The sequence below is a fragment of the Pontibacter populi genome, assembly GCF_040278685.1.
Lineage (GTDB): Bacteria > Bacteroidota > Bacteroidia > Cytophagales > Hymenobacteraceae > Pontibacter > Pontibacter populi.
In genome coordinates, this window is record NZ_JBEOKT010000008.1 from 98,683 (window position 1) to 124,826 (window position 26,144).

A 26,144-nucleotide genomic window follows, 5' to 3' on the forward strand; every position below is an offset into this window, starting at 1 on the left:
AGCGATAGCTATAGTTTTATAGTTGCCTTTATCCAACCACCCCCAACCTCTCAGAGCTACGCTCGCTACCTTCGAAATCGCTTCTCGGTAGTCTAAGGCGGGGAGCTTTTCGGACTTTGCTATAGTTAGTTTTATAGTCTCATTGTTTGCGTATAGACACTCCTATTGAGCTATGCTCGCAAGTTTCGAACTCCTGTTCTCACTTGTCCTCAAGGGGATACTTCTGCTATTGTTATAGTTAGACCATTGTTCTATAGTTCCCTTCCCTACAGAATGAGATTGTAGACACGCAATACTTTGCGTCTTGTTTCGGGTTGTAAGAACTCTAACTATAGAATAATCAACTTCAACTATAGCACATATAAGATCCTTCGGCTAGCGCTTGGGATGACAAATTGAAACTATAAAACTATAAATCCATCACAAACCTATCAACCTGTCAATCAATTATTCAGCTAATGGCAGGCGGTCTCGTAAAAAAGAAGTAATTTTGCATCCTTAAATTTTAGAGTATGGCAGAGACTCCGCACAAGGCCGGTTTTGTAAGTATAGTTGGTAAGCCGAACGTAGGTAAATCTACGCTGATGAATGCGCTGGTAGGCGAAAAGCTGTCAATCATCACATCTAAAGCGCAAACCACCCGCCACCGTATCATGGGTATCTTGAATGGCGACGACTTCCAGATCGTGTATTCGGATACGCCGGGTATCATCAAACCACAGTATGCCTTGCACGAGTCGATGATGAGTTTTGTGCGAACCTCGCTGGAAGATGCTGATGTAATTCTGTTTGTGACGGATATTTATGAGCAGCACGATGAGGATGATGTGATCAAAAGGCTACAATATGCGCAGGTCCCAATCCTGCTACTGATCAACAAGATCGATCAGGCAACAGAAGAGGAAGTGCAGCAGAAGGTGGCTTACTGGCAGGAGAAAATGAACCCGACGGAAATTCACCCGATCTCAGCACTTCATAACTTCGGGCTTGACCAGTTATTTCAGCGATTGCTGCATTATTTGCCGGAACATCCTGCTTTTTACCCAAAAGATGAACTGACTGATAAGCCGGAGCGTTTCTTTGTGTCGGAGATCATCCGGGAGAAGATTTTCCTGAACTATAAAAAAGAGATTCCTTACAGCTGCGAAGTGGTGATAGAGGAATTTAAAGAGGAAGAAGAGATCATTCGTATCAGGGCCGAGATTAGTGTGGAGCGCAAAAGTCAGAAAGGCATTGTGATCGGCAACAAAGGCGAAGCTTTGAAAAAAGTGGGTACGCAGGCTCGTTTGGATATGGAGCAGTTCTTCCAGAAAAAGATATTTCTTGATTTGTATGTGCGCGTGAACGAAAACTGGCGAACAGACCAAAAGCTTTTAAGGCGATTTGGCTATAACGAGTAAGTAGGCGCATGTATTAAAGCTTCGGGGCAAGGTGCTCCGGGGGCACTTTAACTATTTTATATTTTAATAATGTCAACAAACATTATTGCGATTGTAGGCCGCCCGAACGTGGGTAAGTCTACATTATTTAACCGCCTTGTCGGACGTCGACAGGCTATTATGGATAACGAAAGCGGCGTGACCCGCGACAGAAGCTACGGCCACGGCGAGTGGTGCGGTAAGTTCTTTACAGTAATTGACACCGGTGGTTATGTACATGGCTCCGACGATATTTTTGAAGGTGAAATTAATAAGCAGGTAGAACTGGCTATAAAAGAAGCCGACGTGATCCTGTTTATGGTAGATGTGGACGCCGGCCTTACAGGCTTGGACGAAGAATTTGCCAGCGTACTGCGCCGCTCAGATAAGCCTATCTATGTAGTAGCCAACAAGGCCGATACGAACGCGCGTGCGCATCAGGTAGGAGAGTTTTACTCCTTGGGTATTGACGGAGAGATCTTCGCCATTTCCTCGCAGAGCGGTTCCGGAACCGGAGACCTGCTGGATGAAGTAGTAAAGCACTTTAAAGACGAAGGCATTGAAGACCCGACTGCCGGTATTCCTAAGATCGCAGTGCTGGGCCGCCCGAACGTAGGTAAATCATCTTTTGTGAACCTGCTGCTGGGCGTAGAGCGAAATATAGTAACAGATATTGCCGGTACTACCCGCGATGCCATCCACTCGCACTACAATGCGTTTGGTAAAGAGTTTATTATAGTTGATACAGCTGGTCTGCGTCGTAAGAGCAAAGTAAGCGAAGATATCGAATTCTATTCGGTGATGCGCTCGGTGCGTGCCCTGGAAGATGCTGATGTGTGTATTGTAATGCTTGACGCTACGCGTGGTATTGAAGCGCAGGACGTAAACATTATTACCCTGGCCGAAAAGAACCGCAAAGGCATTGTGATCCTGGTTAACAAATGGGACCTGGTAGAAAAAGATACGAACTCAACAAAAGAGTTTGAAGAAGAGATACTGGATAAGATCGCGCCAATAAAGTACGTGCCGGTTATCTTTACTTCGGTGCTTACCAAGCAGCGTATTCACAAAGCCATAGAAGTGGCCATGGAAGTGTATGACAACAAGACACAGAAAATACCTACTTCTAAGTTAAACGATGCCTTGCTGCCTGATATAGAGCGTTATCCGCCGCCGGCTATTAAAGGTAAGTTTATCAGGATAAAGTATGTGACCCAGTTGCCAACGCACAACCCAACGTTTGCCTTTTTCTGTAACCTGCCGCAGTATATTAAAGAAGCCTATACACGTTACCTGGAGAATCGTATCCGGGAGCATTTTGGCTTTAAAGGTGTGCCGATAAAGGTGTTATTCAAAAAGAAATAAAAAAATAATTTGCAGAAAATTAGTGTATTGAAATATAGTGCTATATTTGTAACTCGTTTTCAAAAAAACAACAAAACATCATGAAAAAAGTATTCGGTTTATTATTCGTTGCTGGTCTTTTCGCTTTCGCATCTTGCAACAATGCAGAAGAAACAGCTACTGAAGTTGAAACTACTGAAACTACAGTAGAAGAAACTGTAGTTGAAGACACAACTTCTATGGAAGTTGACACTACAACTGTACCAGTTGATTCAGCTTCTGCTGCTCTTTAATTAGCAACAGTAACCGCTTGGCGCATGGCCAGGGAAAGAAAGGCACCTGATAACTCAGGTGCCTTTTTGCTTTTAAAACTATATATTTTAAAACTATATAGATGTATTCCCGTATTCGTTGTCATATTAGCTAAAGCTTGCTTATGTAAAGCAGGCAGCTATAAAAGTGATTTAAACCAAAACAAATACATCATGAAAAAGCCAATTTTTATGCTAATGGCCGCTGGCCTGTTTACTTTTGCATCTTGCGACTCGCCTGCTGAAAACCAAGCTGAAGAGCAGGAAGAAGTAGTAGAAGAAGCAGAAGACAATGCTGAAGAAGCTGCAGACGATATGGAAGATGCTGCAGATGACATGGACGATACAACTACTGTTGTTCAATAAGTAGCAATACATTACAACTATAAAGGCGGCGCTGGTATTCCAGGGCCGCCTTTATAGTTTATGCCCCTAGCCGCCGCTGCATCATGGCGTTTATCAGGGCATAAAGCCGTTTGGGAGCCAAGGTTCGCCAGTTTACCATTTCCAGGTTGCCGCCATAGTTCAGGTAATAGTCCAGGTTATAGCTTTTCATCTCGTTCAGCACAAAATCCTGGAAACCGATGGCCACGATCCAGCCGTCTTCTACATCCTCAAACCACTCTTCGTAGTAATCGTCTTCGGAGCCATGAAAGTTGAATACATTCTCGCCGATCAGTATAAAATGTTTGATGCCTTCCTGTATCATGGGGTCTATGATGTTGCGCTTCAGCTTCATAATATCGTTATGCAGCGTGTCGTTCCATTCGCCTATAAACTCGATCACGGCAAAGCCTAATTCATAGTCTGTAAATAGTATCTTTATGAAGAGCGTTTCAGAATCTATCTCATCCCATTGCGGATGGATGTAATAACCATAAATGGTATTGGTATATTGCGAGAGACTATTTTCGGCACCATATAACGGCGAACGCGGGTCTTCGGAGGCACTGTATAGTTCCAGCCAGTTATAAAAAGGCTCTATAGTATGCATAAACGTAAAAATCTAGCGTTAAAGGATAACACAGGCTGTGCTGCAGTCTGCAAAGTACCTGTTTCTGTTTTGGATATACTATAGCTTTAAACTATAGTTGTTGCTTCAGAGTATAGTACTGAAAGATTTATGTCACAACCCGAAAGATAATAGTAGCGGCAGCATAGCCTGCCATTTTACCCTTGCATGTAGTATGTTCTCAGTTATGCCCCTTAAATTCTCACGTCTGCTGTTATTGCTTTTTGTTGTATTACTGGTGCAGCAGGCAAGCGCCGAAAAGAAAGATGCAGATTACATAAAAGCCTATTACCCGGTCATATACGAGGCTGAAATGCTGGTGCTTAACAAAGAGTATAGTGCTGCCCTTGATAAATATGCCGCCGCTTTTAAGGCAGTGCCGGAGCCCTTTGCCCGCGACTACTATAACGCCGCCGTGTGCGCTACTCTTTCAGAGAACTATAAACATACCTTTACTTACCTGGAGGAGCTTGCACTGAAAGGAGTGAAGCTTTCTTATCTAGAAAAGCAGGAAGTATTTAAGCCGTTGCACGAATCGAAGGAGTGGGAAAAGCTGCAGAAGAAATACCCGAAGTACCGCAAGAAATTTAAACGCCGCGCTAACCTGGATGTAAGAGCCGATCTGGACGAGCTATACGCCCGTGACAGATATTTCAGGTTTGCGGAAGGTGGTCTGCGGGTATATGCCGATACCCTTCGTAAAATTGAGAACGACAACGTAGACAACCTGCTCAGAGCGATACAGAAACATGGCTACCCCGGTGAGAAACTGATTGGTGTTGGCGATACTATAGAACAGCTGCCACGGTTTAGTATAGTTATACAGCGACAGACCACCGCCAAAAAAGGCTTCGATTTTTCAGAGATATTAAAGGAGGCTGTACAAAATGGGAGGTTATCGCCGCAAGCAGCAGCTTACCTCATGGAAACGCAAAAAGGCACACGCTATTATAAAACCAGGGCGCTGGTGCGCGTAGCCTGTACTAACAAAAAAGACTGCGAAGGCGACAAAAAACTGAAAGCACTGAATAAATACCTGGTAGAGGACCTGAGTAAGAAAGAAGAGAAGACAGTAAACGATCTACGTGCCGAAATAGGCCTGGAGCCTGTAGATGACTACCGTCGGAAAGTACTTTATAGTTTAAGCGATAACCGTTTTAAGCTGGGATATAAATGGTCGGTAACTAATTTTATTGTGCCAGGCAGAGATGCTGCCGAAGAGCTTACCCGTGGATTAGTATTGGCAGAAACAGCACTTGCAGCTAAAAAATAACAAACTATAGTTACGCCTGTGTATCGCCGTTTCGGTAGGCAACTATAGCCGCACGTACACTTCCGTATTTTTGTAATAAGGCAGCAGCTTCGGGCCGGGCCAGTTGCAGTTCTTCCATCAGCATACGTGTGCCGCGGTCTACCAGCTTTAAGTTCGATAATTGCATATCCACCATCTTGTTGCCTTTAACCCTGCCTAGCCTTATCATAGTAGATGTGGTGAGCATGTTAAGGGCAAGCTTCTGGGCAGTTCCGGCTTTCATGCGGGTGCTGCCGGTTACAAACTCAGGGCCGGTCACAACCTCAACGGGGTAATCGGCGGCGGCGGCAACGGCGCTACCGGCATTGCAAACGATGCAGCCGGTAGCTATGCCATTTTCGCGGCAGGTATTCAGGCCCCCGATCACGTAAGGTGTACGTCCGGAAGCGGCTATGCCTACCACTATATCTTTATCTGTAATGTTATGTTGCTGCAGGTCTTTCCAGGCTTGCTGTTCATCATCTTCTGCAAATTCTACGGCTTTGCGTATGGCTGCGTCGCCACCTGCAATCAGGCCTATCACCATGCCATGTGGCACGCCATAGGTGGGCGGGCATTCCGAGGCATCTACCACACCCAAACGACCACTGGTGCCGGCACCGATATAAAACAGTCGGCCACCCTGCTGCAATCTTTCTACGGTAGCATTAACCAGTAACTCCAGTTGCGGAATTGCTTTCTCTACAGCCAGCGGAACGGTTTTGTCTTCGTTATTAATGCTCTCCAATAACTGGCGAACAGGCATTTGCTCCAGGCGGTCGTAGTTAGATGCTGATTCGGTAGTAGACACAGTATAAATGATGAATTACGAATTAGATAGTTATGCTTTTTTAGGGATGCCGAATTTTTCGAGCAGTTCCTGGTGGTATTTGATAAGGCCTTCGCTTGGGCTCTGGATGATCGTTTCGATGCGGAGGCCATACTTCTGTGCAGCTACTTTCAGGTTCTCTGAAAAATAGAAAGCAATAGAGCCTACAAAGTTTACAGGCAGCTCCATGTGACCTTTGTATTTTAGCACGTGGCGCTCAAAAAAGTTTTCGAAGTTAGTATAGATCAGCTCCTTTATAAACGGGTGCTTGCGCTTGTCGTGTGCAAACTTGGCAAATGTGGCCATATAACGGCTTGGCACTTCAGCGCTATAAACTGTATCCAGAAATTCGTCTTTAGTAATGTTATAGGTGTTTTTCAGTGACTGCGCCAGTTCTTCAGGCATCTCGCGGTAGAAGTAAGCACGCATCAGTAACTTACCCAGGTAAGCGCCACTGCCTTCGTCGCCCAGTAAAAAAACCAGCGATGGCACGTTGTCTGTGATCTGAGCTCCATCGTAAAGGCAGGTATTAGAGCCGGTACCCAATATACAGGCAATGCCCGGGTTATGTCCGCAAAGCGCACGTGCTGCACTCAGCAGGTCATGGTCAACGTGTATCTCACTTCCGGGGAACAAAAGCTCCAGGGCATCTGAAACTTTCTTGTTACGCTCCGGTGAACTGCAACCTGCACCATAAAAATATATAGCCGATGGATTCTTATCGTTCAGATTCGGGAGCAGGGATTTGCTGAGCTCCTCAAAAATATCTTCTGTTTCCTGGTACATCGGGTTAAAACCCACTGTCTGTACATTCTGTAACACTTCTGTCTGGTTTAGAGCGTTCCAGTCTGTTTTTGTAGAGCCACTATCTGCAATAAGAACCATATGCTGTAAGGTAAAATAAAAGTTGTTGTTTATTTATAGTTGCGGATATCAGTTATCCGGATTGTTCTGTACGGTACACGGAGTTCTTTACGACCCCGATCGCCTCAAATTTATCAAAAACATATTCAGTATGCGGTGCATCTTTTAATTCTTCTGTCAGGTCCTGGCCTGCCCAGTGCTCATAATGGTTGCCCGTGCGCCACAACCTCGACTTTCTGACATCATAAATTACACCTTTATACGCCACCCAAACCTCATCTCTGTCCTGTCCGTTGCGCGAGGCAAGCTGCTGTAAAGTGTATTCGGGTAAGGTCATGTTCGGGTACGGATATTTTAAGAGGCAGCTATGGTTATAATTCTATAGTACTTTAGGTGTGTTTGCTGAGCAGTAAAATAATGCTGCCTTAAAACTATAGTTTATTTTTAGAGTTTCTAGTTTCAATTTCTTACATCTTCAGATTTCCGGATAAAACACTACCCGATCCTTGCCTGTGTCAGTATCCAGCGGTTTGGTACTTCGCCTTTGGTTGCTTGAAGGTAATCTTCGTAGCTGCAAGGTACCACGCGGGTAGCCTTACCTTCTGTAAGCGATTCTACTTCAAGCCACCACTTTTCGCTTTGCTTGCTTTTATAGAATACCATCCTGTCTGGGTTGTCATTGAAGGCAACGGCGTATTTTGTAAACTGTTTGCTGTTAAAGCTGATCTCGTTCTTGCGGTGGTAAAACCCTTCAATAAAATACCAGATCATTGTTGCAACGGTCATGGCTGTCAGTTCGCGTTCATCCACGGCTGGGTTGTATTCATAAATGCCAAGCGAGGTCAGGTTGTCGTTCAGGCCGGCGTACCAGCATAGTTGGCAGGCTTCTTCGCCAGTTAAGCCAAACGGGTTGGCAGGTTCGTACCCCGGTGCATCCTGGTGCCTGATGGCAGCTACATCTATAGTTAGCAGGTCGGCCAGGCGCACGACAGGCTCCATCTCCTGTACATTGCGGTGCACTTCGCCTACGCGGTACGCTTCAAAATGCATTTTCTCGAGCGTGGCCATTACTTCCGGCTCTACTAAATACGACTGGTACCCGATCTGCCCAAGGCTGAACAGGTAATTGGGCTCATGCATCAGTATCGTGCGCAGCTGCTTTTTATTGGGGTTGGCATCGGCATCCTCGGTCATGTCTACGCTGCTGTCTACGGTCACCATGTTTACCACACGCTCCAGGTGCTCGTAGCCCATAAACTGGCCATATTCCAGGTCATGCGATCCGCCTATAATTACAGGTATAGTGCCATGCGAGATAAGTACTTCCACGATCTCTTTCAGGCGCAGGTACGTATCATCGAGGGTAATTCCGGGTCTCAGGTTGCCCAGATCTACTATGTTGCAGCTGCCTGCCCCTTTGTTCAGGGTGTACAGTTTTTTTCGTACGGCACGGGCAGGAGCCAATGCTGCTTCTGTGTTCTCTTCGTTACCGCTGCCACGTGTTTCGTTTATGCCAACTATAGCGATATCTGCAGACCGCCAGTCGGGAAACTTGCTTACAAATCGGCTGATATAGGAGCCCAGGGTGCGGGGCTTGTTAAGTGCTGCAAAAATGTCTTCGTTCAGCGGTTCGAAAAAGATCGACAGGTTCATGCGGTGTCTGCTTTACTTTGCTTTTAAAATACCATAACTGCTGGGTGGCAACTATAGGTGCCCACACGTAGCCAGGTAATGGTAAATTAATGAGTGTAATATAACTCATATTAAATATTTATGAGAGCGAAAGTGGGAGAAATAAAAAAAAATAATTAAAATGCACTAATGATGAGCCGCTAACAAAAATCCGGCCCCAGTTATAGTTACAGGTTACACGCTATCTAAAGATATAAACAGCATGAGCATTACCCGCACCATTGACTTTTTGTCGCATCAGTTAAACAACTTTCCTAACCAAGATTGCCTTGCCGTAAAGCGGGAAGGCCAGTGGGTAAAATACAGTACCCAGGATGTGCAGAACATGGCAAACCTTGTGGGGCTTGGCCTGCTTAAGCTGGGCATAGGCAAAAATGATAAGGTAGCTATTATCTCTTTTAACCGCCCGGAGTGGGTATTTGCGGATTTCGGTATACAGCAGATTGGCGCTATAAGCGTGCCGATGTACCCAACTATAACTGTTGAAGATTACCGCTACATTTTTAACGATGCAGAAGTAAAAGCCATATTTGTTGCCGACAGCGAACTATACAATAAAGTGGTAGCCGCTACCGAAGGCATGGACAGTGTAAAAGAGATCTATACATTTGATGAGGTGCATGGCGCCAAGCACTGGTCTGAAGTAGTAGAGATGGGTAAGTCGGCGGAAAACATGGACCAGATGAATGCGCTGCGTAATGCGGTTGCTCCTGAAGACATCCTGACCATTATTTATACTTCCGGAACTACCGGAAACCCGAAAGGCGTGATGCTGACGCACGATAACATTGTAAGCAACGTGCAGGGCATTGTAAACTATGTGCCGGTAAACAATTCGCACCGTGCCCTGAGCTTCCTGCCGCTGTGCCATATTTTTGAGCGAATGCTATTGTATATGTACATGCGTATCGGGGTGTCTATCTACTATGCCGAAAGTATAGAAAAGGTAGCTGATAACCTGAAAGAAGTACAGCCACACATATTTACAACCGTGCCTCGCCTGCTTGAGAAAGTGTATGACAAGATCGTGGCCAAAGGTATGGAGCTGACAGGCGTGAAGCGTAAGCTGTTCTTCTGGGCGTTGGAGCTTGGCCTTAAGTACGATACCCAGAAAGACAATGGCTGGTGGTACAACCAGCAGCTGGCTCTTGCCAACAAGCTTATCTTCAGTAAATGGCGCGAAGCACTGGGCGGTAATGTGATCGCTATCGTTTCGGGTGGTGCTGCGTTGCAGCCACGCCTGGCACGTGTGTTCTGGGCTGCCAACATAAGGGTTATGGAGGGTTATGGCCTGACAGAAACATCCCCGGTAATTACCTTTAACCGCTACGAGCCTGAAAACAACATGATCGGTACAGTTGGTTTGCCGCTGGATAATGTTGAGGTGAAGATTGCTGAAGCAGACGGCGAAATACTTACCCGCGGACCACATGTAATGAAAGGCTACTATAACAAACCTGAACTAACTGCCGAGGTGATAGACAGCGAAGGCTGGTTCCATACAGGTGACATTGGCGAAATGGTGCACGGCAAATACCTGAAGATCACTGACCGTAAGAAAGAGATGTTTAAAACATCGGGCGGTAAGTATGTGGCCCCACAGCCAATCGAGAATAAGCTGAAAGAGTCTGTGGTAATTGAGCAGGTAATGGTTGTAGGCGACGGACAGAAATATGCTGCTGCGCTTATAGTTCCGTCGTTTATGGGTTTACAGGATTACTGCCTGCACAAGCACATTCCTTACACTACTGATGCCGAAATGATCACGAAGCCGGAGATCCTGGATAAATTTAAGCGTGAGATAGAGAAAGCCAACCACGGCCTGGCCCAGTACGAAACCGTTAAGAAGTTTAAGTTGATCCCGAATATGTGGACCGTAGAGAGCGGCGAACTTACTCCAACCCTTAAAGTGAAGCGTAAGATCATCTCTGCAAACTATAAAAAAGAGATCGACAGCATGTTTTAAATTATAAACTATAGCTGCTCTTGTAGCTAAAGCTATAGTTTACTATCGGTAATGTCATCCTGAAAGGATCTTTGTTAAAGGTAGGTTGAACACCTGCTACTGACTCAGGCCCTTTCAGGATGATTTTTTTGAGCCTAACTGTAGTTGCTATGAGCAGATATGTATTTATACTTCTAACTGTACTTTGTTTTTCCTGTCAGGACAAGAAGCAGGCTGAAACTATAGTTGTGGAAAGTAGTGACCCAGTAATGTCTGTATATCAAAGAGACAGTTATTTTAATAAGATCACGTTTTCTATTCGCTATGGTATGAGCCGTGATAAATATGATAAAGATGTTGAGATATTAGCAGACAGTACTTTTTACTATCGTTTGCGAGAGCGTTTCATGCCAACTATAAAAGCAAACTATACAGGTAAGCTTAATGCTCAAAGTATGAATACAGTTTACGCAATCCTCAATTCCATTGATTTTAATAAGTTAAAGTTTGCTGAATATGATGCGGAAGATGCACCTGAAGTAAACATTTACTTTACTATGTATAATGGTGGGCTTAGTATGAAAGGATATCTTGATGAGAAAGTAATGCGAAATATCTGGAATTTAATGGAGCTTGTTGAAGCTCAGGAGATGAAACAAAGTGCTAACCATAGATTCAAAACTACCAAAGATGTTATAATTCCACCCTCAGCAGAGTTCAAACCTAGAGACTATAATAGGTTACTTGATAGCCTTTAATACTAAAGCCCTTCCATCGCCGGAAGGGCTTTTTTGTTTTTAACCGTTTCTGTTTCAAACTATAGTATCTGTAAAGCGCTTCTTTCGTACTATATTTTATGCATGCCGAATAAATTTCTTAAAATAGTATGCTTGCATAACATTTATTTCTATATTTGGTATATACCATCATTTATACATGAAGCCAGAAGAAACAGTAGACTATAATGTGAAGGTTTGTTGGCATGCCATATCGCGTATGTATAATACCGAGGCCGCTAAAAACGACATTACAACATCTATAGGGTTTGTGTTGTTAAACATAGACCAGGAGGCCGGTACCCCTGCTACCAAAATTGCTCCCTTACTTGGCCTGGAGGCACGCAGCCTTACCCGCATCCTGAAAAGCATGGAGGAAAAGAAACTCATCTTTAAAGTTTCTGACCCAAGCGATAAAAGACTGGTGCGCATTTTCCTGACAAAAAAAGGACTGCAGAAGAAAGAAGTATCGCGGAAGACGGTGCTGCACTTTAACCACAAGGTGCGAGAGCAGGTACCCCAGGAAGAACTGGATGTGTTTTTTAAAGTATGCGGCCGCATTCAGGGCCTGATCGAGAACAAAGAGATCTTTTAAACCATAGACAACTATAGCTATTCTATGAAGAGAATAATAAAGAAAGTAGCCGTACTCGGCTCCGGTGTAATGGGCTCGCGCATTGCCTGCCACTTTGCCAACATCGGGGTGCAGGTGCTGCTGCTCGACATCGTACCAAAAGAGTTAACGCCCGACGAAGAGAAGAAAGGCCTGACACTGGAAAGCAAAGCTGTGCGCAACCGTATAGTTGATAGTTCGCTAAAGGCTGCTATTACTTCAAACCCGTCGCCGCTTTACCGCAAGTCAGACGCCAGTCTGATACAAACCGGTAACTTCGAAGACAACATGAAGGACATCGCTACTGCCGACTGGACCATTGAGGTGGTAGTAGAGAACCTGAAAATTAAAAAGATCGTGTACGACCAGGTAGAGCAGCATCGTAAGCCGGGTACACTTATCTCTTCCAACACATCGGGTATTCCGATCCACATGATGCTGGAGGGGCGCTCTGATGACTTTAAGAAACACTTCTGCGGCACACACTTCTTTAATCCGCCACGCTACCTAAAACTTCTGGAGATCATCCCAACGCCTGAAACCGATCCGGCTATAGTTGATTTTCTGATGCATTACGGTGATCTATACTTAGGTAAAACTACAGTGCTGGCTAAAGATACGCCTGCTTTCATCGCAAACCGTGTGGGTATTTACGCTATTATGCAGGGCCTGCAGGTAATGAACAAGCTGGGCCTGAATGTAGACGAAGTAGACAGAATTTCCGGCCCGATCATCGGTCGCCCGAAGTCGGCTACTTTCAGAACGTTGGATGTGGTTGGTTTGGATACGTTGGCTAACGTAGCAAACGGTCTTTACCAGACTGGTGAAAAGGATGAGTCGCGTGAGCTGTTCCAGTTGCCGGGCTACCTGCAGAAAATGGTTGAGAACAAATGGCTGGGCGATAAGACTGGTCAGGGCTTCTACAAGAAAACCAAAGATGCTAAAGGCAAAACCGAGATCCTGACGCTGGACCTGAATACGCTGGAGTATGGACCAAAGCAGAAAGCTAAGTTCCAGAGCCTGGAAGTACTAAAGCCAATCGAAGACCTAAAGAAGCGTGTGAAAACTTTCTCTGGTCAATCAGACAAAGCAGCTCAGTTCTTCAACGAGTCGCTTTACGGCTTGTTCCAGTACGTGAGCAACCGCATACCTGAGATATCCGACGAACTTTACAGAATAGACGACGCCATGCGTGCCGGCTTTGGCTGGGAGCTTGGTCCGTTTGAGTACTGGGATGCCATTGGTGCACGTGAAGGCGTCCAGCGCATGATCGAGAACGGCTATCAGCCTGCCGCCTGGGTAGAGGAGATGCTGAACAAAGGCAAAGAGTCCTTCTACATTGTACAGGATGGCCAGCGCCGTTACTACGACATCCAAAGCAAAGCATACAAAGCTATACCGGGCGCCGAGAACTTTATTATACTGGAGAACCTGCGTGGCAACAACGTCATCTGGAAAAACACCGGCGCAACTATAACTGACCTGGGCGATGGCATCCTGAACGTAGAATTCCATACCAAAATGAACACCATGGGCGGCGACGTGATCATGGCGCTGAACAAAGGTATAGATTTAGCTGAGAAGGATTTCCGAGGATTGGTAGTAGGTAACCAGGGAGCTAATTTCTCTGCCGGTGCCAACGTGGGCCTTATCTACATGTATGCCTTGGATCAGGATTACGATGAGTTGAACATGATCATCCGCCAGTTCCAGAACACTATGATGCGCATGCGTTATTCAGCTATACCTGTTGTGGGTGCACCGCATGGTTTAACACTAGGTGGTGGCTGCGAACTTAACCTGCACGTCGATCATATACAGGCTGCTGCTGAGACTTACATGGGCTTGGTAGAGTTCGGTGTTGGTCTGATACCAGGTGGTGGCGGTACCAAAGAAATGACGTTACGTGCGGCTGATATGTATGCTGATGGCGATATCGAGTACAACGACCTGAAAAACGTGTTCCTGAATATCGGTATGGCAAAGGTTTCTACGTCGGCTAAAGAAGCGGTAGACCTGGGCTTTATGCGCAAATCGGATGGCATAACTATAAACAGTAACCGCCTGATAGCCGACGCCAAAGCGCAGGCTATACTTCTGGCTGAAGCTGGTTACACGAAACCGGTACAACGCACAAACATTAAAGTACAGGGTAAAGGTGCGTTAGGTATGTTCCTGACGGGTGCCAACGCCATGTTTACCGGCCGTTACATGTCGGAGCACGACCTGAAAATATCTCAGAAACTGGCTTATGTAATGTGCGGTGGCGACTTGTCTGCACCAACAGAGGTGAGTGAGCAATACCTGCTGGATCTGGAGCGTGAAGCCTTCTTGTCGCTGACAGGGGAGCGTAAAACGCTGGAGCGTATTCAGAGTATCCTGACAACAGGCAAGCCGCTGAGAAATTAATGTTAATGAATAATGGGTAATGACTAATGATTAAGCTCTTAAAAGAGAAATCAACAATCAACCATTTAACAATTTAGCAATTAGAAAATATGAACAATGCATATATCGTAGCCGGATTTCGTAGCGCCGTGGGTAAAGCGGGCCGTGGCGGATTTCGGTTCACCAGACCTGATGACCTGGCCGCTGATGTCATCAAACACTTAATGGCTTCTGTGCCAAGCTTAGATCCGGAGCGTGTTGACGACCTTATAGTTGGTAACGCTGTGCCGGAGGCAGAGCAGGGCCTTCAGATCGGTCGAATGATCTCCCTGTTGTCATTGCCACTATCTGTAAGTGGTATGACGGTGAATCGTTACTGCGGATCCGGACTGGAAACTATAGCTATTGCCGCAAACCGTATCTCAGCTGGTATGGCCGATTGTATAGTTGCTGGCGGTACGGAGTCTATGTCGCTGGTGCCAACGGCTGGCTGGAAAACTGTTCCTAACTATAAGATCGCTAAAAACAACCCGGACTGGTACCTGAGCATGGGCTTAACAGCTGAAGCAGTAGCCGCAGACTATAAGGTTTCACGTGAAGACCAGGATGAGTTTGCTTACCACTCGCACCAAAAGGCTATCAACGCGATTAAGAATGGTTATTTTAAAGAGCAGATCGTGCCGATTACGGTAGAGGAAACTTACCTGGATGAGAACGTCAAAAAGAAAACCCGCAGTTATGTTGTAGATACTGATGAAGGCCCACGGGCTGATACTTCTATGGAAGCCTTAGCTCGCCTGAAGCCGGTGTTTGCGGCAGGTGGCTCGGTAACGGCAGGTAACTCATCTCAGACATCAGACGGTGCTGCTTTTGTAATTGTGATGAGCGAACGCATGGTAAAAGAACTGAATCTTGAGCCGATCGCACGCTTGGTTAGCTATGCCACAGGTGGCGTAGATCCACGCATTATGGGTATGGGCCCGATTGCTGCTGTTCCGAAAGCCCTGAAAATGGCTGGCATGACGCTGAACGACATTGACCTGATAGAGATGAACGAAGCTTTTGCTGCACAGTCTATAGCTGTAATGCGTCACCTGGACTTTGATCCTGCTAAACTAAACATAAGTGGTGGCGCTATTGCATTGGGTCACCCACTGGGTTGCTCTGGTGCTAAACTGTCTATTCAGCAGTTTCATGAGCTTCGCCGCTTAGGTAAAAAGTACGGCATGGTAACCGCCTGTGTAGGTGGCGGCCAGGGTGTAGCCGGTATCTATGAATTGCTGAAGTAAGCTAGGTAATTGCTGGCGCGAGTTTGCAACTCGTGCCTTACTATGATGTTGAGTTTGTAACTCAGTTGGGCCAGAGGCCCAAACTATAGTTCGACACGAGCGAGGACGCTCGCGCCAGCATAATATTGAAACAACTAACTATAACTGTATCCAAAACCTTAAAACATACATCACCATGGAAACTCAAAATAAAGCCGCAATACTAAAAGGTGGTGAGTTCCTGATAAAGGAAACGAATCCGCAGGACGTATTTACGCCCGAAGATTTTACCGAAGAGCAGCGCATGATGGCGCAAACCTGCCTCGATTTTGTGCAGGAAGAAGTGCACCCGCTATTAGACAGACTGGACAATCACGAAGAAGGCCTGATGGAAGGTCTGATGAAAAAGGCTGGTGAGCTTGGGTTATTCGCAGTGTCTATTCCGGAGCAGTACGGTGGCCTGAACATGGACTTTAATACAGCCTTATTGGTAACAGAATCAGTAGGTGGTGGTCATTCGTTCCCGGTTGCATTTGCGGCGCACACAGGTATCGGTACATTGCCAATTTTATACTTTGGTACCGAAGAGCAGAAGCAGAAGTATGTTCCTAAGCTGGTGAGTGGCGAATGGATGTCGGCTTACTGTTTAACGGAGCCAGGATCTGGTTCTGATGCTTTAGCTGCTAAAACCAAAGCTGTGCTGAACGAGGCTGGTACGCATTACATCCTGAATGGCCAGAAAATGTGGATCACCAACGCAGGTTTTGCCGATGTGTTTATCGTGTTTGCACAGGTGGATGGCGATAAGTTTACAGGGTTTATAGTTGAGAAAGATTACCCGGGCCTGAGCCTTGGTAACGAAGAGCATAAGATGGGTATCAAAGGTTCGTCTACGCGCCAGGTGTTCTTAACAGACTGTGAAGTGCCAAAAGGAAACGTGTTGGGTGAGATCGGTAAAGGTCACCTCATCGCTTTCAACATCCTGAACATTGGCCGTATCAAGCTTTGCGCTGCTACGCTGGGTGCATCAAAAAGTGTTGCAAGCCTGTCGGTGAAGTATGCAAACGAGCGTCACCAATTTAAACTGCCAATCTCTAAGTTCGGTGCTATCCGTTATAAATTAGCTGAGCAGGCGATCAGGATTTATGCTGTAGAGTCGGCACAGTACCGTGCCGGTATGGATATTTACCGCATGGAGCAGGAACTGATGGCAGCCGGCAAAGATGAGAACGAAGCCTTGCTTGGTGCTGCCCGCGAGTTTGCCGTAGAGTGTGCAATGTTAAAAGTAGAAGGCTCTGAAGTTCTGGATTATGTGGTAGACGAAGGGGTGCAGATCTATGGCGGTTATGGTTTCTCAGCCGATTACCCAATGGACCGTGCTTACCGTGATTCACGAATCAACCGCATTTTTGAAGGTACTAACGAGATCAACCGCATGCTTACCGTGGATATGATCCTGAAGAAAGCGATGAACGGTGAGCTTGACCTGATGGGACCTGCGCAGAACGTGCAGAATGAACTGATGGCTATTCCGGATTTCGGAGCGGAAGAAGAAGGCGGCCTTTTTGCTGCTGAGTATAAAGCGATCCGTAACCTGAAAAAGGCGATACTGCTAGTAGCCGGAACAGCGGTGCAGAAATATATGCAGTCGCTGGCGAAAGAGCAGGAAGTACTGATGAACATTGCCGATATGGCAATCAAAACTTATGTAGCAGAGTCTACTTTGCTACGTGTAGAGAAACTGGTAACCAATAAAGGCGAAGAAGCTGTAGCGAACCAGATCGATATTGCCCGTGTGGTAGTAAATGATGCGGTTGATACTTCGTTTATAGCTGGTAAAGAAGCCATTGCATCTATGGCCGAAGGCGATGAGCAGCGTCTGTTGTTCATGGGTTTAAAACGCTTCACCAAAAAAGACCTCTTTAACACAAAAGAAGCGCGCCGCCGTATAGCTGCTGCACTTATCGAGGCAAACGAATACGTTTATTAATTTCTGACCATTTATAGTTAGAAAGGCTTTCTCCTGAGGGGAAAGCCTTTTTTGTTTTATATGTTTAATTTAATATAATAAAAATAATATTTATATTGAAAAAATGTAAATACTGGAACAGGTTTTACGTATGAGTAGCAGCGCCTAAACTATTAACCTATAGTACCTAATGAAAGTAAGCTGCCTTATACCTTGTTACAACGAACGTGAGCGAATTGCGCGGGTGCTCAACATCATTGTCAGCACAAAATATATACAGCAGGTCATTTGTGTAGATGATGGATCTACAGACGGAACTGCAGAATATATTGAGAGGAATTGGCCCACCGTAGAAGTTATAAGATTGCTGCATAACCAGGGCAAAACCAAAGCTATAAAGCAGGGATTACAATATGTGGAATATGCCACACTGCTCATGATGGATGCTGACTTACAGGGTTTGCAAAAAGAAGAACTTGAAGCTGCCCTGGATGCCTACAAGGAATGCCATGAAGTGGACATGGTAATCCTGCGACGCATAAACTCCCCGTGGTTCGTAAAATGGTACCGCAGTGATGTATTGCTTTCAGGTGAACGTATTCTGCAAACAGCTGATCTGAAGCAAATATTGAAGCAACGACTAAAGTGTTACCAACTCGAGGTTGCCATTAACCGCTATATGCTGCGCCATAAAAAAGTAGTACGCTGGATGCCATGGTCTGCCATGAATACCTACAAAGTAGACAAACTGGGCGTGCTGCATGGCTCACGTAAAGAATTTAACATGTATGTGGATATCGTGAACTATGTAGGTTTCTCGCACATGTGCCTGCAGCTGACATCTTTTACCAAAAAGCTACATTACAAAGCAACCGCTACCACACCAATCAAAGAGCCACAACAACTATATCTCAGGCACTATTTCAGCTGAATATGGTATAGTTTAAGGCCTGCTTCACGCTTTTTAGGACGAACTACAACCGCAACATCTTTATCAGAGAACCAGGCCGTGAAATCTTTTACATAAGCCAGTTCTTTATCGTTAGCCACATTCAGGCGTACTCCTTTTGCCTCGCTTATCTGGCCAGTTTTAGTATCAATCTGGCGCAGGTAAAGGTCATTTTTGCCATCAAGTTCTTCCAGCGTTAGCAGGTTCAGGGTATTGCCGTTTAAATAAGCTGTGTACGATATACCCGAGAAAGCATCTTCGGCGGGTGACTGCTGGTGTTTCATTAAAACAGAGTTCCAGGCCGTATTCATGTACTCATCATAGGCGAACAGCAGCATCTCTTTGGCAAAGTATGGCGATGTTTTACCGCCCATTGTGTACTTCTTCTCTGCCAGCACGATCAGCTTATCATCCGCAGACTTCAACAGGTCTGTGATGTAGATGTCTTCGAAGCGCTTTGGCTTGTTTGTGTCTATTTTGTTTAAGCCATTTATTTTTGCCAGGTAAGTAGGCGTGAATTTAAACTCTTCGGCAAATACCATGTCCTCCGCCTCAAAGTTAAACCGGACTGCTTTCAGGCTATAGTATAAACCAGAGGCTTCCTCAGCTGTAATTACGGCTCCGTATAGTTGGCCATCGTTCATCAGCTTAAACCGGGAATCCATGATGTAAACTTTTTTGCCTCCAAACACACCGCCTACCAGCACACTCATCACTTTAGCTTTCAGGTCTTTCAAATTATACTGGCGCACTGTCAGGCGGTTCATGTTATCCGAGATCATACTCAGATACTGCTCTCCGGTATTACTTACCTGCACATCCACCGACAATATATCGCGTACATCGTTCAAGCTATAGTTGGAGTCTTTTATTTTAGCCAGTTTCTCGTCGTACAACGAGCCGCTCATACTCCTGATCTTATAGTTATTGTCGGCCTGGAAATGAAAAACAAGCAGTTTAGAACCGTCCTGTGAGTAGGCAATACCGGGCTCGCGGTTCGAAACAGGACTTTCCAGCAGCAGCTGCTTGTCTTTTATGGCACCACTTTGCAAGTCTATAAAATACCCGTGCAGCTGTTGGGTAGCGCCTGTTTTAGTGTGTGCTACAACTATAGCTGCATCTTTGTTAATGTAAAAACCATACACTGTCTGGTCTGTGGTAAGCGGGATAGTTGCATCCCACTGTTTTTCCAGGCCCGCTTCGTATTTCTGTACGCCATAGTTGCCATTTGCCTTGCGGCTGAGAATTACAAACTGTTCCGGCCCTGTAGCTATCGTTTTATTTGTGATCCGCTGGTTATACCTGTCCTCCGATAAGTTAGGATGATACTCGAAAGGCACATCTCCTTTTTTCCTGGACTGACCAAATGCGGCTACCGAAAGCGCAACAAAAACAAAAATGAATAGCAGGTTTTTCACGGGTATAAACTTTTACAGAACTCAAACTTAAGGCTTAGCACATCATTAGTCAAATTTTAATTGCGGCTTGCTTTAACAAAGTATAATCTTTAGGGATGGATAGGAAATAAATAGGATTTTGGAAAGAAGTATCGGTTGTGGAATATGCAGCTATAGTTTAATATTTTCATCTGTTAGATGTCAATTACATCCAAAAAAGTGATCATCACCTCTTGTTTTAATAACTCTACCCAATACAGATTACTTGCTGAAACTTGCAGCTTTGGTAGTAGTACACCTTATCAGGAATATTAAAATGAGGTTTATACTTAAGATACTAGCATTTACAGCACTTTTACTGATAAGCAAATTTACCAAAGAAGACAAACTGATAACTAGCCCTGCTGAAAACCCTCAGGTTATAGTTAGTGCGGCGCAAAGCAACGTAGTAAAGCCGATACCGATACTTACAAGTAGCGGTACGGAGCATCACGAAACTGACTTGCCCGTTGAGCCTGTAAAAACACTTGTAGCAACACAGGCAACTATAGAATAAAGGTTTTAACTGATACGGCTCCAGTTTACAGTATTAGCGCTCAACGACTGAATGTGCCTGCGTATGTTCTGATGTGCAGCATGTTCGAGCTGTGGGTCTTCGTGTAAAATGTTTTGAGCAGCAGCACGTGCTTCCTGAAGTATAGGAGCATCTTTGGCAAGGTCTGAAATAAGCAGATCAAGTACGCCACTTTGCTGTGTGCCCATAAGGTCGCCGGGGCCGCGCAATTTTAGGTCTATGTCAGCTATCTCAAAGCCGTTATTAGTTCGCACCATGGTTTCCAGGCGGGTTTTGCTGTCTTTGCTGAGTTTATAGCCGGTCATTAGTATACAGTAGCTTTGCTCTGCGCCACGACCAACACGCCCGCGTAGTTGGTGCAGCTGTGATAAGCCAAACCGCTCGGCACTTTCTATGATCATTACCGAAGCATTCGGTACGTTCACGCCCACTTCTATAACCGTAGTAGCTACCATTATCTGGGTCTCGTGTTTTACAAAGCGCTGCATCTCGTAATCTTTGTCCTGCGCTTTCAGTTTGCCGTGCACCATACTTACCTGGTACTCCGGGAAAGCCCGCCGTATACTTTCGTAGCCATCCATCAGATCTTTATACTGTTCCATCTGCTCCGATTCTTCAATCAGCGGATAAACTATGTATACCTGGCGGCCCAACTTTATCTGGTCTCTCACAAACTGGAAAACACGCAAACGATGAGAATCGAAACGGTGAACGGTTACGATCTCTTTACGGCCGGCCGGCATCTCATCTATCACCGATACATCCAGGTCGCCATACAAGGTCATGGCCAGGGTGCGCGGAATAGGAGTAGCCGTCATCACCAATACATGCGGAATTATGCGCGGATTTTTGCGCCATAGTTTGGAGCGCTGCTCCACGCCAAAGCGGTGCTGCTCATCCACTATACACAAGCCCAGGTTATGGAACTGTACCACATCTTCCAGCAAAGCATGTGTGCCCACAATCATCTTCATTTCGCCGGAGCGGAGTTGTTCGTGCAGTTCGCGTCGTTCTTTGGTTTTGCTGGAGCCTGTCAGTTTGCCAATCTTTATACCCAAGCGATCTGCAAATTCCTTAAGGCCAGTGTAGTGCTGGTCTGCTAAAATCTCGGTTGGCGCCATTAATACCGACTGTGCCCCGTTATCTGCAGCTATAAGCATAGTGATGAAGGCAACTATAGTTTTACCGGAGCCCACATCGCCCTGCAGCAGGCGGTTCATTTGTTTGCCCGAGGTCAGGTCTTTGTGAATCTCTTTTATAACCCGCTTCTGTGCCCCGGTCAGGTCGAAGGACATGTGGTTTTTGTAGAACTCCGTTACAGTAGGCACCTGTGTAAATACCTGCCCGGCCAGGTCGGCGCGGCGCACTACTTTCTGGCGCAACAGGCGAAGCTGTATGTAAAAAAGCTCTTCGAACTTAAGCCTGAACTTAGCTGCATTGTACTTTTCTACCGACTCGGGAAAGTGGATGTTCTGCAAAGCACTGCGTTTGTCAGTCAGTCGGTAATGATCTATCAGGTCTGGCGAAAGGGTTTCCTGTATGTTAGGTGCCGCGATTTTCAGTAACGACTCGATATACTTCGAGATTACTTTACTGTCGATGCGGTGGGCTTTAAGCTTTTCGGTAGTATGATAAACCGGCTGCAGAAAAGCTGTGGTTTGCTTTTCTTCGGCCAGTTCTTCCAGCTCCGGGTGAGCCATATTATACTTGCCATTAAACTCAGTTGGCTTCCCGAAAACAATATAGTCAGTGTGGTTCTTCAGGCTTTTCTCCATCCACTTCACCCCCTTAAACCAAACCAGCTCCATCTCGTCGCCGGCTTCATCTACTAAGGTAGCAGCCAGGCGTTGCTTACGGCCTTCGCCTAAAAGTTGCTTCCCACGCACGCGTCCGCGCACCTGCACATACGGCATGCTTTCATCGAGTTCGGCAATGCGGTAAAACTGGGTGCGGTCTAAGTAACGGAAAGGGTAATGCTGGATCAGGTCGCCGTAGGTGTACATGTTGAGCTCCTTCTGCAACAATTCGGCGCGCATCGGACCTATCCCTTTCAGAAACTCGATCTTAGTATGGAAGAAGTTGCTCAAAACCTACGGGTGAATTAAGAATTATGAATGAGATAAAGATACTGATTTTGTCTGATTGAGGATTTACAGGAGTGGAAAGTATAGACAGGATTAGGAAGAAAGTTTCACCTTTGCTTCCCATTCTTCTTTTGTAAAGCCTTTTGAGCCCATTAGTTGGCCAGCTCCATAATCACTATCCCTTACATCAATTAACTGGCCATCAAGTTTGTTACTGAATGTGAATTTTGCGGATAGGCCAAAAGATGTATTCACCTCAAGTACTTTGCTTTCTGGGTTAAAAGTGAGCTCATTGATAAAATGGTTATCTGTAAACATTTCGTCAATTCCTTCGAATTCAACTTTACTTACTCCTAATAATCTGATTAACGATGTTTTACCGCCAAAACTTGTAGTTGTCCAGAATAGAAAGTGTTTCCTGTTTACATCTTCAAGGCATCTTCGCTCTATTTCAAACTCAATAGGTTTATCTATAGTTAGCTTCTTAAGGTCATCCGATTGAACACTGGCATCGAAAACCAAATGATTTATGATATCTAAGTTTGATTCGTTGATTCTATAAATCATAAAGAAATCCTGAATGAAGAGAACCTAAAGCAATTAGCTACTATAGTTAATTAACAGATTTAAGGTTTTTATCAAGAATAATCACCTTAGGCGCTGGCTGACTGTTTTCAAAATACTTAGTAAGAACGAAAAGGACTGAGCCAATAACTAATGTGCCTATTATTAAATTTCTATGGCGTTTGTGAGAAGACAGATCATATGGGCCTACCATCTCGTCGTTGAATTTGCCTTTAAAACCTTTAAAGGCCCAGCAAATAAAAGCGCCAGTAGCAATAACTATAAATCCGAAGACAGTTGGCATCCGTTATCAACTATAGTTATAGTTCCTTAAAACAAGCGACAAGCAACACTTACTTCCCTTCCTGCCACTTAAGTGTGTTCAGCATGTGAATCACATCTCTTTTAATAAACTCGATTACAGGAGCCAATGAATCGTTCTGGGTAGCTGTACGGAAATATAAAGCGCCGCGCAGGAAATGCTTGGTAGAGTCGGTTACATAGAACTGGAACTGGCTTGGGACTTCGCCTTCGAGCTCAAAAACCGAGGCCATATCGCCGGTTGGGGTTTTTACTTCCGTCTCTTCAATAGAGTAGGCTTTTATCTGGTGTTTGCCGGTTAGTTTGCGGGCATCTTCTACCAGGTTGTTCAGTATTTTATCGCTTCCTTGTATGTCTTTGTACGTCAGCTGCACGTCGGCACCCAGGCTCGGGTAAATAATGTGTAGCCAGTGGGGCTGCGCTATCCGCGACGAATCAGGACGCACCTTGGCGTGGCTCGAATATTCAAAGCTATAAGGATGCTGCGCGTTAAGGGGCTGGTATGTTTGTGCCGGAAGATCGATTCGGTTATAGCCTTTGGGTTTAGGGGTGTATTCTGTTCCACAGGAAACAACGGCAAGCGCCAAGGCAAACCATAGGCCCATTTGTAACTTAGCTGACTTTGTGGTAACGTTTCTTTTTACTTCCGACATTTATTTTTACTCGTTTTACGCGTTTGCTGTCCGCAGATTCTATCGTGAAATGGAAATAGCCATAGTTTATAGTTTCGCCGGCCCTCGGAATTCTGGAGAAGAGCGACAGCATCAGCCCGGCCACAGATTCAGATTCACCTTTTACTTCATCAAAAGCATCAAAAGGCACTTCGGTTATTTTACAAAAGTCGTGCAGCGATGTCTTTGCATCAAAGATAAAGGTATTTTTATCTAACTGGGAGTAGATGATCTCATCGTCGTCAAACTCGTCGTTTATTTCACCTACAATCTCCTCCACTATATCTTCCAGGGTAAGCAAACCGGTGGTGGTACCAAATTCATTCAGAACGATGGCCATGTGTACATGCTTGTCCTTAAAATCCTGGAAAAGGTCTGCGATTCGTTTGCTATCCGGTACAAAAAAAGGCTCCCGTATCAGTTTTTGCCAGTCAAAGTCAGGTCCTTTGTCTATGTGCAGTAACAGGTCTTTAACGTAAAGTATACCTTCTATCTTATCCGTAGTATCACTATAAACCGGTACGCGCGAATAACCCCATTTCGTGATCTCAGGCAGCAGTTCAGGTAAGGTAAGGGTAGTTTTAAAAGCAACTATATCCACACGCGGCCGCATGATCTGCCTGACCGTGATAGAACCAAAGTTAACCACACCACGCAGAATCCGGCGTTCTTCCGGAGAGGTATCTTCGTTGGTAAGAGCTACATCAAGGCTATGTTTAAGCTCCTGCATGGTATGCTTATAGCTGCGTGTACCGTATCGGGTTTCTATAGTATTGCCAATACCCATTAGTACGCTTGCAAGTGGCTGCAAAAAAGGCTTTAAAACGGATAAACCAACAGCAGCGCGCCTGGCTATAGTTAGCGGTCTTTTGTTAGCATAAACTTTAGGCAGCACTTCGCCGAAGAAAACGATCAGGAACGTGGCAAAAAGCATACAAACTGCAAACTCAACTACATTTAACATACCGAATAGCAGCCAGGCAATATAAGCGAACAGGGTAATGATACTTACATTAATGGCATTGTTGATGATAAGTATATGCGTGAGCAGCTGGCGCGGATCCTCCAGTAAAGTGGTAATGCGCTTATCGGTAGGGTTGGTGCTTGTTTTAAGCTTTTCCAGGTCCTGGTCCTGCAAAGAAAAAAATGCTGCTTCTGCCCCTGAAGCAAGGGCAGAAAGCAGCAAAAGGATGATACAGCCAAGGATAGCTGTTATGTATTCTATCCTGAGTAAAGCAGATGTGTTTTGAAATAACTGCAGTAAACTATAACTCAGGGGGTCTCCAGGATCTATACTTCCCAAAATTCAATTGTTAGGTTAAACAAGGATTAGAACGGCAGGTCGTCTGGCTCGTCGTTCTGTGCCACACCGGCTGGGGCCGTTGCAGCTCCGGCATTATAGTTAGTACCAGCCGAAGAAGTTGAGGCACTTCCCTGGAAGCTGTTTCCACCTTCCGAAGAGCCACCCTCGCCACGCGTAAGCATGGTCATGTTATCAGCTACAATTTCTGTGGAGTAACGCTGGTTTCCTTCTTTGTCCTGGTATTGGCTTGTCCGGATCTTGCCTTCGATAAAAACAGACTGACCTTTTCGCAGATACTTTTCTGCTACCTCAGCCAGGCCACGCCATAACACGATGTTGTGCCATTCGGTTTTTTCCTGCTTTTGGCCGCTTTTGTCCTTAAAGGTTTCGGAGGTTGCTAAAGGGAAGCGGGCCACAGCCACACCGCCTTCTAAATGACGTACTTCAGGGTCTTTGCCCAGGTTTCCGATCAGGATTACTTTGTTTACACTTGCCATGTCTTTTTTAGTTTAAATAGTTAATTAATTGGGCTACTCCGGCAACCAAGCCGGAGGCAAATAT

General features: G+C 45.4%; 24 protein-coding genes. 13 read left to right on the forward strand and 11 right to left on the reverse strand.

The features are described from left to right. The first annotated feature begins 512 nt into the window (after positions 1-512). The 4 genes from era to ABS362_RS10990 all read left to right on the forward strand — a co-directional run bounded on the left by era (position 513) and on the right by ABS362_RS10990 (position 3,439). A complete protein-coding gene (gene era, locus ABS362_RS10975) occupies positions 513-1,400 on the forward strand; it encodes a GTPase Era (RefSeq protein ID WP_350412525.1) in 888 nt (295 codons plus the stop codon). A gap of 69 nt (positions 1,401-1,469) precedes the next feature. After that, complete coding sequence (gene der / locus ABS362_RS10980) at positions 1,470-2,783, forward strand: ribosome biogenesis GTPase Der (RefSeq protein ID WP_350412526.1); 1,314 nt, start codon at positions 1,470-1,472, stop codon at positions 2,781-2,783. A gap of 80 nt (positions 2,784-2,863) precedes the next feature. Continuing rightward, complete coding sequence (locus tag ABS362_RS10985) at positions 2,864-3,055, forward strand: hypothetical protein (RefSeq protein WP_162428421.1); 192 nt, start codon at positions 2,864-2,866, stop codon at positions 3,053-3,055. A gap of 192 nt (positions 3,056-3,247) precedes the next feature. Then, the gene (locus tag ABS362_RS10990; RefSeq protein WP_350412527.1) at positions 3,248-3,439 is read left to right on the forward strand and encodes a hypothetical protein; all 192 of its coding nucleotides are present in this window, start codon (positions 3,248-3,250) and stop codon (positions 3,437-3,439) included. Between the two features lie 58 nt (positions 3,440-3,497). On the opposite strand, the gene ABS362_RS10995 is transcribed toward ABS362_RS10990, so the two are convergent. Further along, on the reverse strand, positions 3,498-4,067 hold the full coding sequence (locus tag ABS362_RS10995; RefSeq protein ID WP_350412528.1) for a hypothetical protein: 570 nt from the start codon (positions 4,065-4,067) through the stop codon (positions 3,498-3,500). 205 nt (positions 4,068-4,272) lie between these two features. On the opposite strand from ABS362_RS10995, the gene ABS362_RS11000 reads away from it, so the two are divergent. Then, a complete protein-coding gene (locus ABS362_RS11000) occupies positions 4,273-5,358 on the forward strand; it encodes a hypothetical protein (RefSeq protein ID WP_350412529.1) in 1,086 nt (361 codons plus the stop codon). Between the two features lie 10 nt (positions 5,359-5,368). Here the strand turns inward: ABS362_RS11000 and murQ are convergent, their stop codons facing one another. The 4 genes from murQ to ABS362_RS11020 form a co-directional block, all read right to left on the reverse strand. Then, positions 5,369-6,187 (reverse strand): N-acetylmuramic acid 6-phosphate etherase, encoded by an 819-nt coding sequence (gene murQ, locus ABS362_RS11005; protein ID WP_350412530.1) that lies wholly within the window; start codon positions 6,185-6,187, stop codon positions 5,369-5,371. A gap of 30 nt (positions 6,188-6,217) precedes the next feature. Further along, positions 6,218-7,090, reverse strand: a complete 873-nt coding sequence (locus ABS362_RS11010; RefSeq protein WP_350412531.1) for a hypothetical protein — start codon at positions 7,088-7,090, stop codon at positions 6,218-6,220. A 52-nt stretch (positions 7,091-7,142) separates the two neighbouring features. Beyond that, a complete protein-coding gene (locus ABS362_RS11015) occupies positions 7,143-7,406 on the reverse strand; it encodes a cytochrome b5 domain-containing protein (protein ID WP_350412532.1) in 264 nt (87 codons plus the stop codon). 158 nt (positions 7,407-7,564) lie between these two features. After that, positions 7,565-8,722: a formimidoylglutamase gene (locus ABS362_RS11020; protein ID WP_350412533.1), complete on the reverse strand. Its 1,158-nt coding sequence runs from the start codon at positions 8,720-8,722 to the stop codon at positions 7,565-7,567. Positions 8,723-8,963: 241 nt separating this feature from the next. On the opposite strand from ABS362_RS11020, the gene ABS362_RS11025 reads away from it, so the two are divergent. From ABS362_RS11025 to ABS362_RS11055, 7 genes are all read left to right on the forward strand, one after another. Beyond that, complete coding sequence (locus ABS362_RS11025; RefSeq protein ID WP_350412534.1) at positions 8,964-10,727, forward strand: AMP-dependent synthetase/ligase; 1,764 nt, start codon at positions 8,964-8,966, stop codon at positions 10,725-10,727. A gap of 149 nt (positions 10,728-10,876) precedes the next feature. Then, on the forward strand, positions 10,877-11,464 hold the full coding sequence (locus ABS362_RS11030) for a hypothetical protein (protein ID WP_350412535.1): 588 nt from the start codon (positions 10,877-10,879) through the stop codon (positions 11,462-11,464). Positions 11,465-11,642: 178 nt separating this feature from the next. Then, positions 11,643-12,077 (forward strand): MarR family winged helix-turn-helix transcriptional regulator, encoded by a 435-nt coding sequence (locus tag ABS362_RS11035; RefSeq protein ID WP_350412536.1) that lies wholly within the window; start codon positions 11,643-11,645, stop codon positions 12,075-12,077. 24 nt (positions 12,078-12,101) lie between these two features. Continuing rightward, positions 12,102-14,504, forward strand: coding sequence for a 3-hydroxyacyl-CoA dehydrogenase/enoyl-CoA hydratase family protein (locus tag ABS362_RS11040; RefSeq protein ID WP_350412537.1), 2,403 nt, complete (start codon positions 12,102-12,104; stop codon positions 14,502-14,504). An 89-nt stretch (positions 14,505-14,593) separates the two neighbouring features. Continuing rightward, the gene (locus ABS362_RS11045; protein ID WP_350412538.1) at positions 14,594-15,772 is read left to right on the forward strand and encodes an acetyl-CoA C-acyltransferase; all 1,179 of its coding nucleotides are present in this window, start codon (positions 14,594-14,596) and stop codon (positions 15,770-15,772) included. Positions 15,773-15,947: 175 nt separating this feature from the next. Next, positions 15,948-17,741, forward strand: coding sequence for an acyl-CoA dehydrogenase FadE (locus ABS362_RS11050; protein WP_350412539.1), 1,794 nt, complete (start codon positions 15,948-15,950; stop codon positions 17,739-17,741). Between the two features lie 169 nt (positions 17,742-17,910). Further along, complete coding sequence (locus ABS362_RS11055) at positions 17,911-18,651, forward strand: glycosyltransferase family 2 protein (RefSeq protein ID WP_350412540.1); 741 nt, start codon at positions 17,911-17,913, stop codon at positions 18,649-18,651. On the opposite strand, the gene ABS362_RS11060 is transcribed toward ABS362_RS11055, so the two are convergent. Further along, on the reverse strand, positions 18,639-20,087 hold the full coding sequence (locus ABS362_RS11060) for a hypothetical protein (RefSeq protein WP_350412541.1): 1,449 nt from the start codon (positions 20,085-20,087) through the stop codon (positions 18,639-18,641). The genes ABS362_RS11055 and ABS362_RS11060 overlap by 13 nt on opposite strands. 244 nt (positions 20,088-20,331) lie before the next feature. Between ABS362_RS11060 and ABS362_RS11065 the strand changes: the two genes are divergently transcribed. After that, positions 20,332-20,622: a hypothetical protein gene (locus ABS362_RS11065; RefSeq protein WP_350412542.1), complete on the forward strand. Its 291-nt coding sequence runs from the start codon at positions 20,332-20,334 to the stop codon at positions 20,620-20,622. 5 nt (positions 20,623-20,627) lie between these two features. On the opposite strand, the gene recG is transcribed toward ABS362_RS11065, so the two are convergent. From recG to ABS362_RS11090, 5 genes are all read right to left on the reverse strand, one after another. Then, on the reverse strand, positions 20,628-22,727 hold the full coding sequence (gene recG, locus ABS362_RS11070; RefSeq protein ID WP_350412543.1) for an ATP-dependent DNA helicase RecG: 2,100 nt from the start codon (positions 22,725-22,727) through the stop codon (positions 20,628-20,630). Between the two features lie 90 nt (positions 22,728-22,817). After that, positions 22,818-23,291, reverse strand: coding sequence for a hypothetical protein (locus ABS362_RS11075; RefSeq protein ID WP_350412544.1), 474 nt, complete (start codon positions 23,289-23,291; stop codon positions 22,818-22,820). 350 nt (positions 23,292-23,641) lie between these two features. After that, entirely contained in the window at positions 23,642-24,214 is a 573-nt protein-coding gene (gene gldD, locus ABS362_RS11080) for a gliding motility lipoprotein GldD (RefSeq protein WP_491568581.1), read from the reverse strand. A 7-nt stretch (positions 24,215-24,221) separates the two neighbouring features. Then, positions 24,222-25,583 (reverse strand): gliding motility-associated protein GldE, encoded by a 1,362-nt coding sequence (gene gldE, locus ABS362_RS11085; RefSeq protein ID WP_350412546.1) that lies wholly within the window; start codon positions 25,581-25,583, stop codon positions 24,222-24,224. Positions 25,584-25,609: 26 nt separating this feature from the next. Beyond that, the gene (locus tag ABS362_RS11090) at positions 25,610-26,080 is read right to left on the reverse strand and encodes a single-stranded DNA-binding protein (RefSeq protein ID WP_350412547.1); all 471 of its coding nucleotides are present in this window, start codon (positions 26,078-26,080) and stop codon (positions 25,610-25,612) included. Positions 26,081-26,144: the final 64 nt, after the last annotated feature.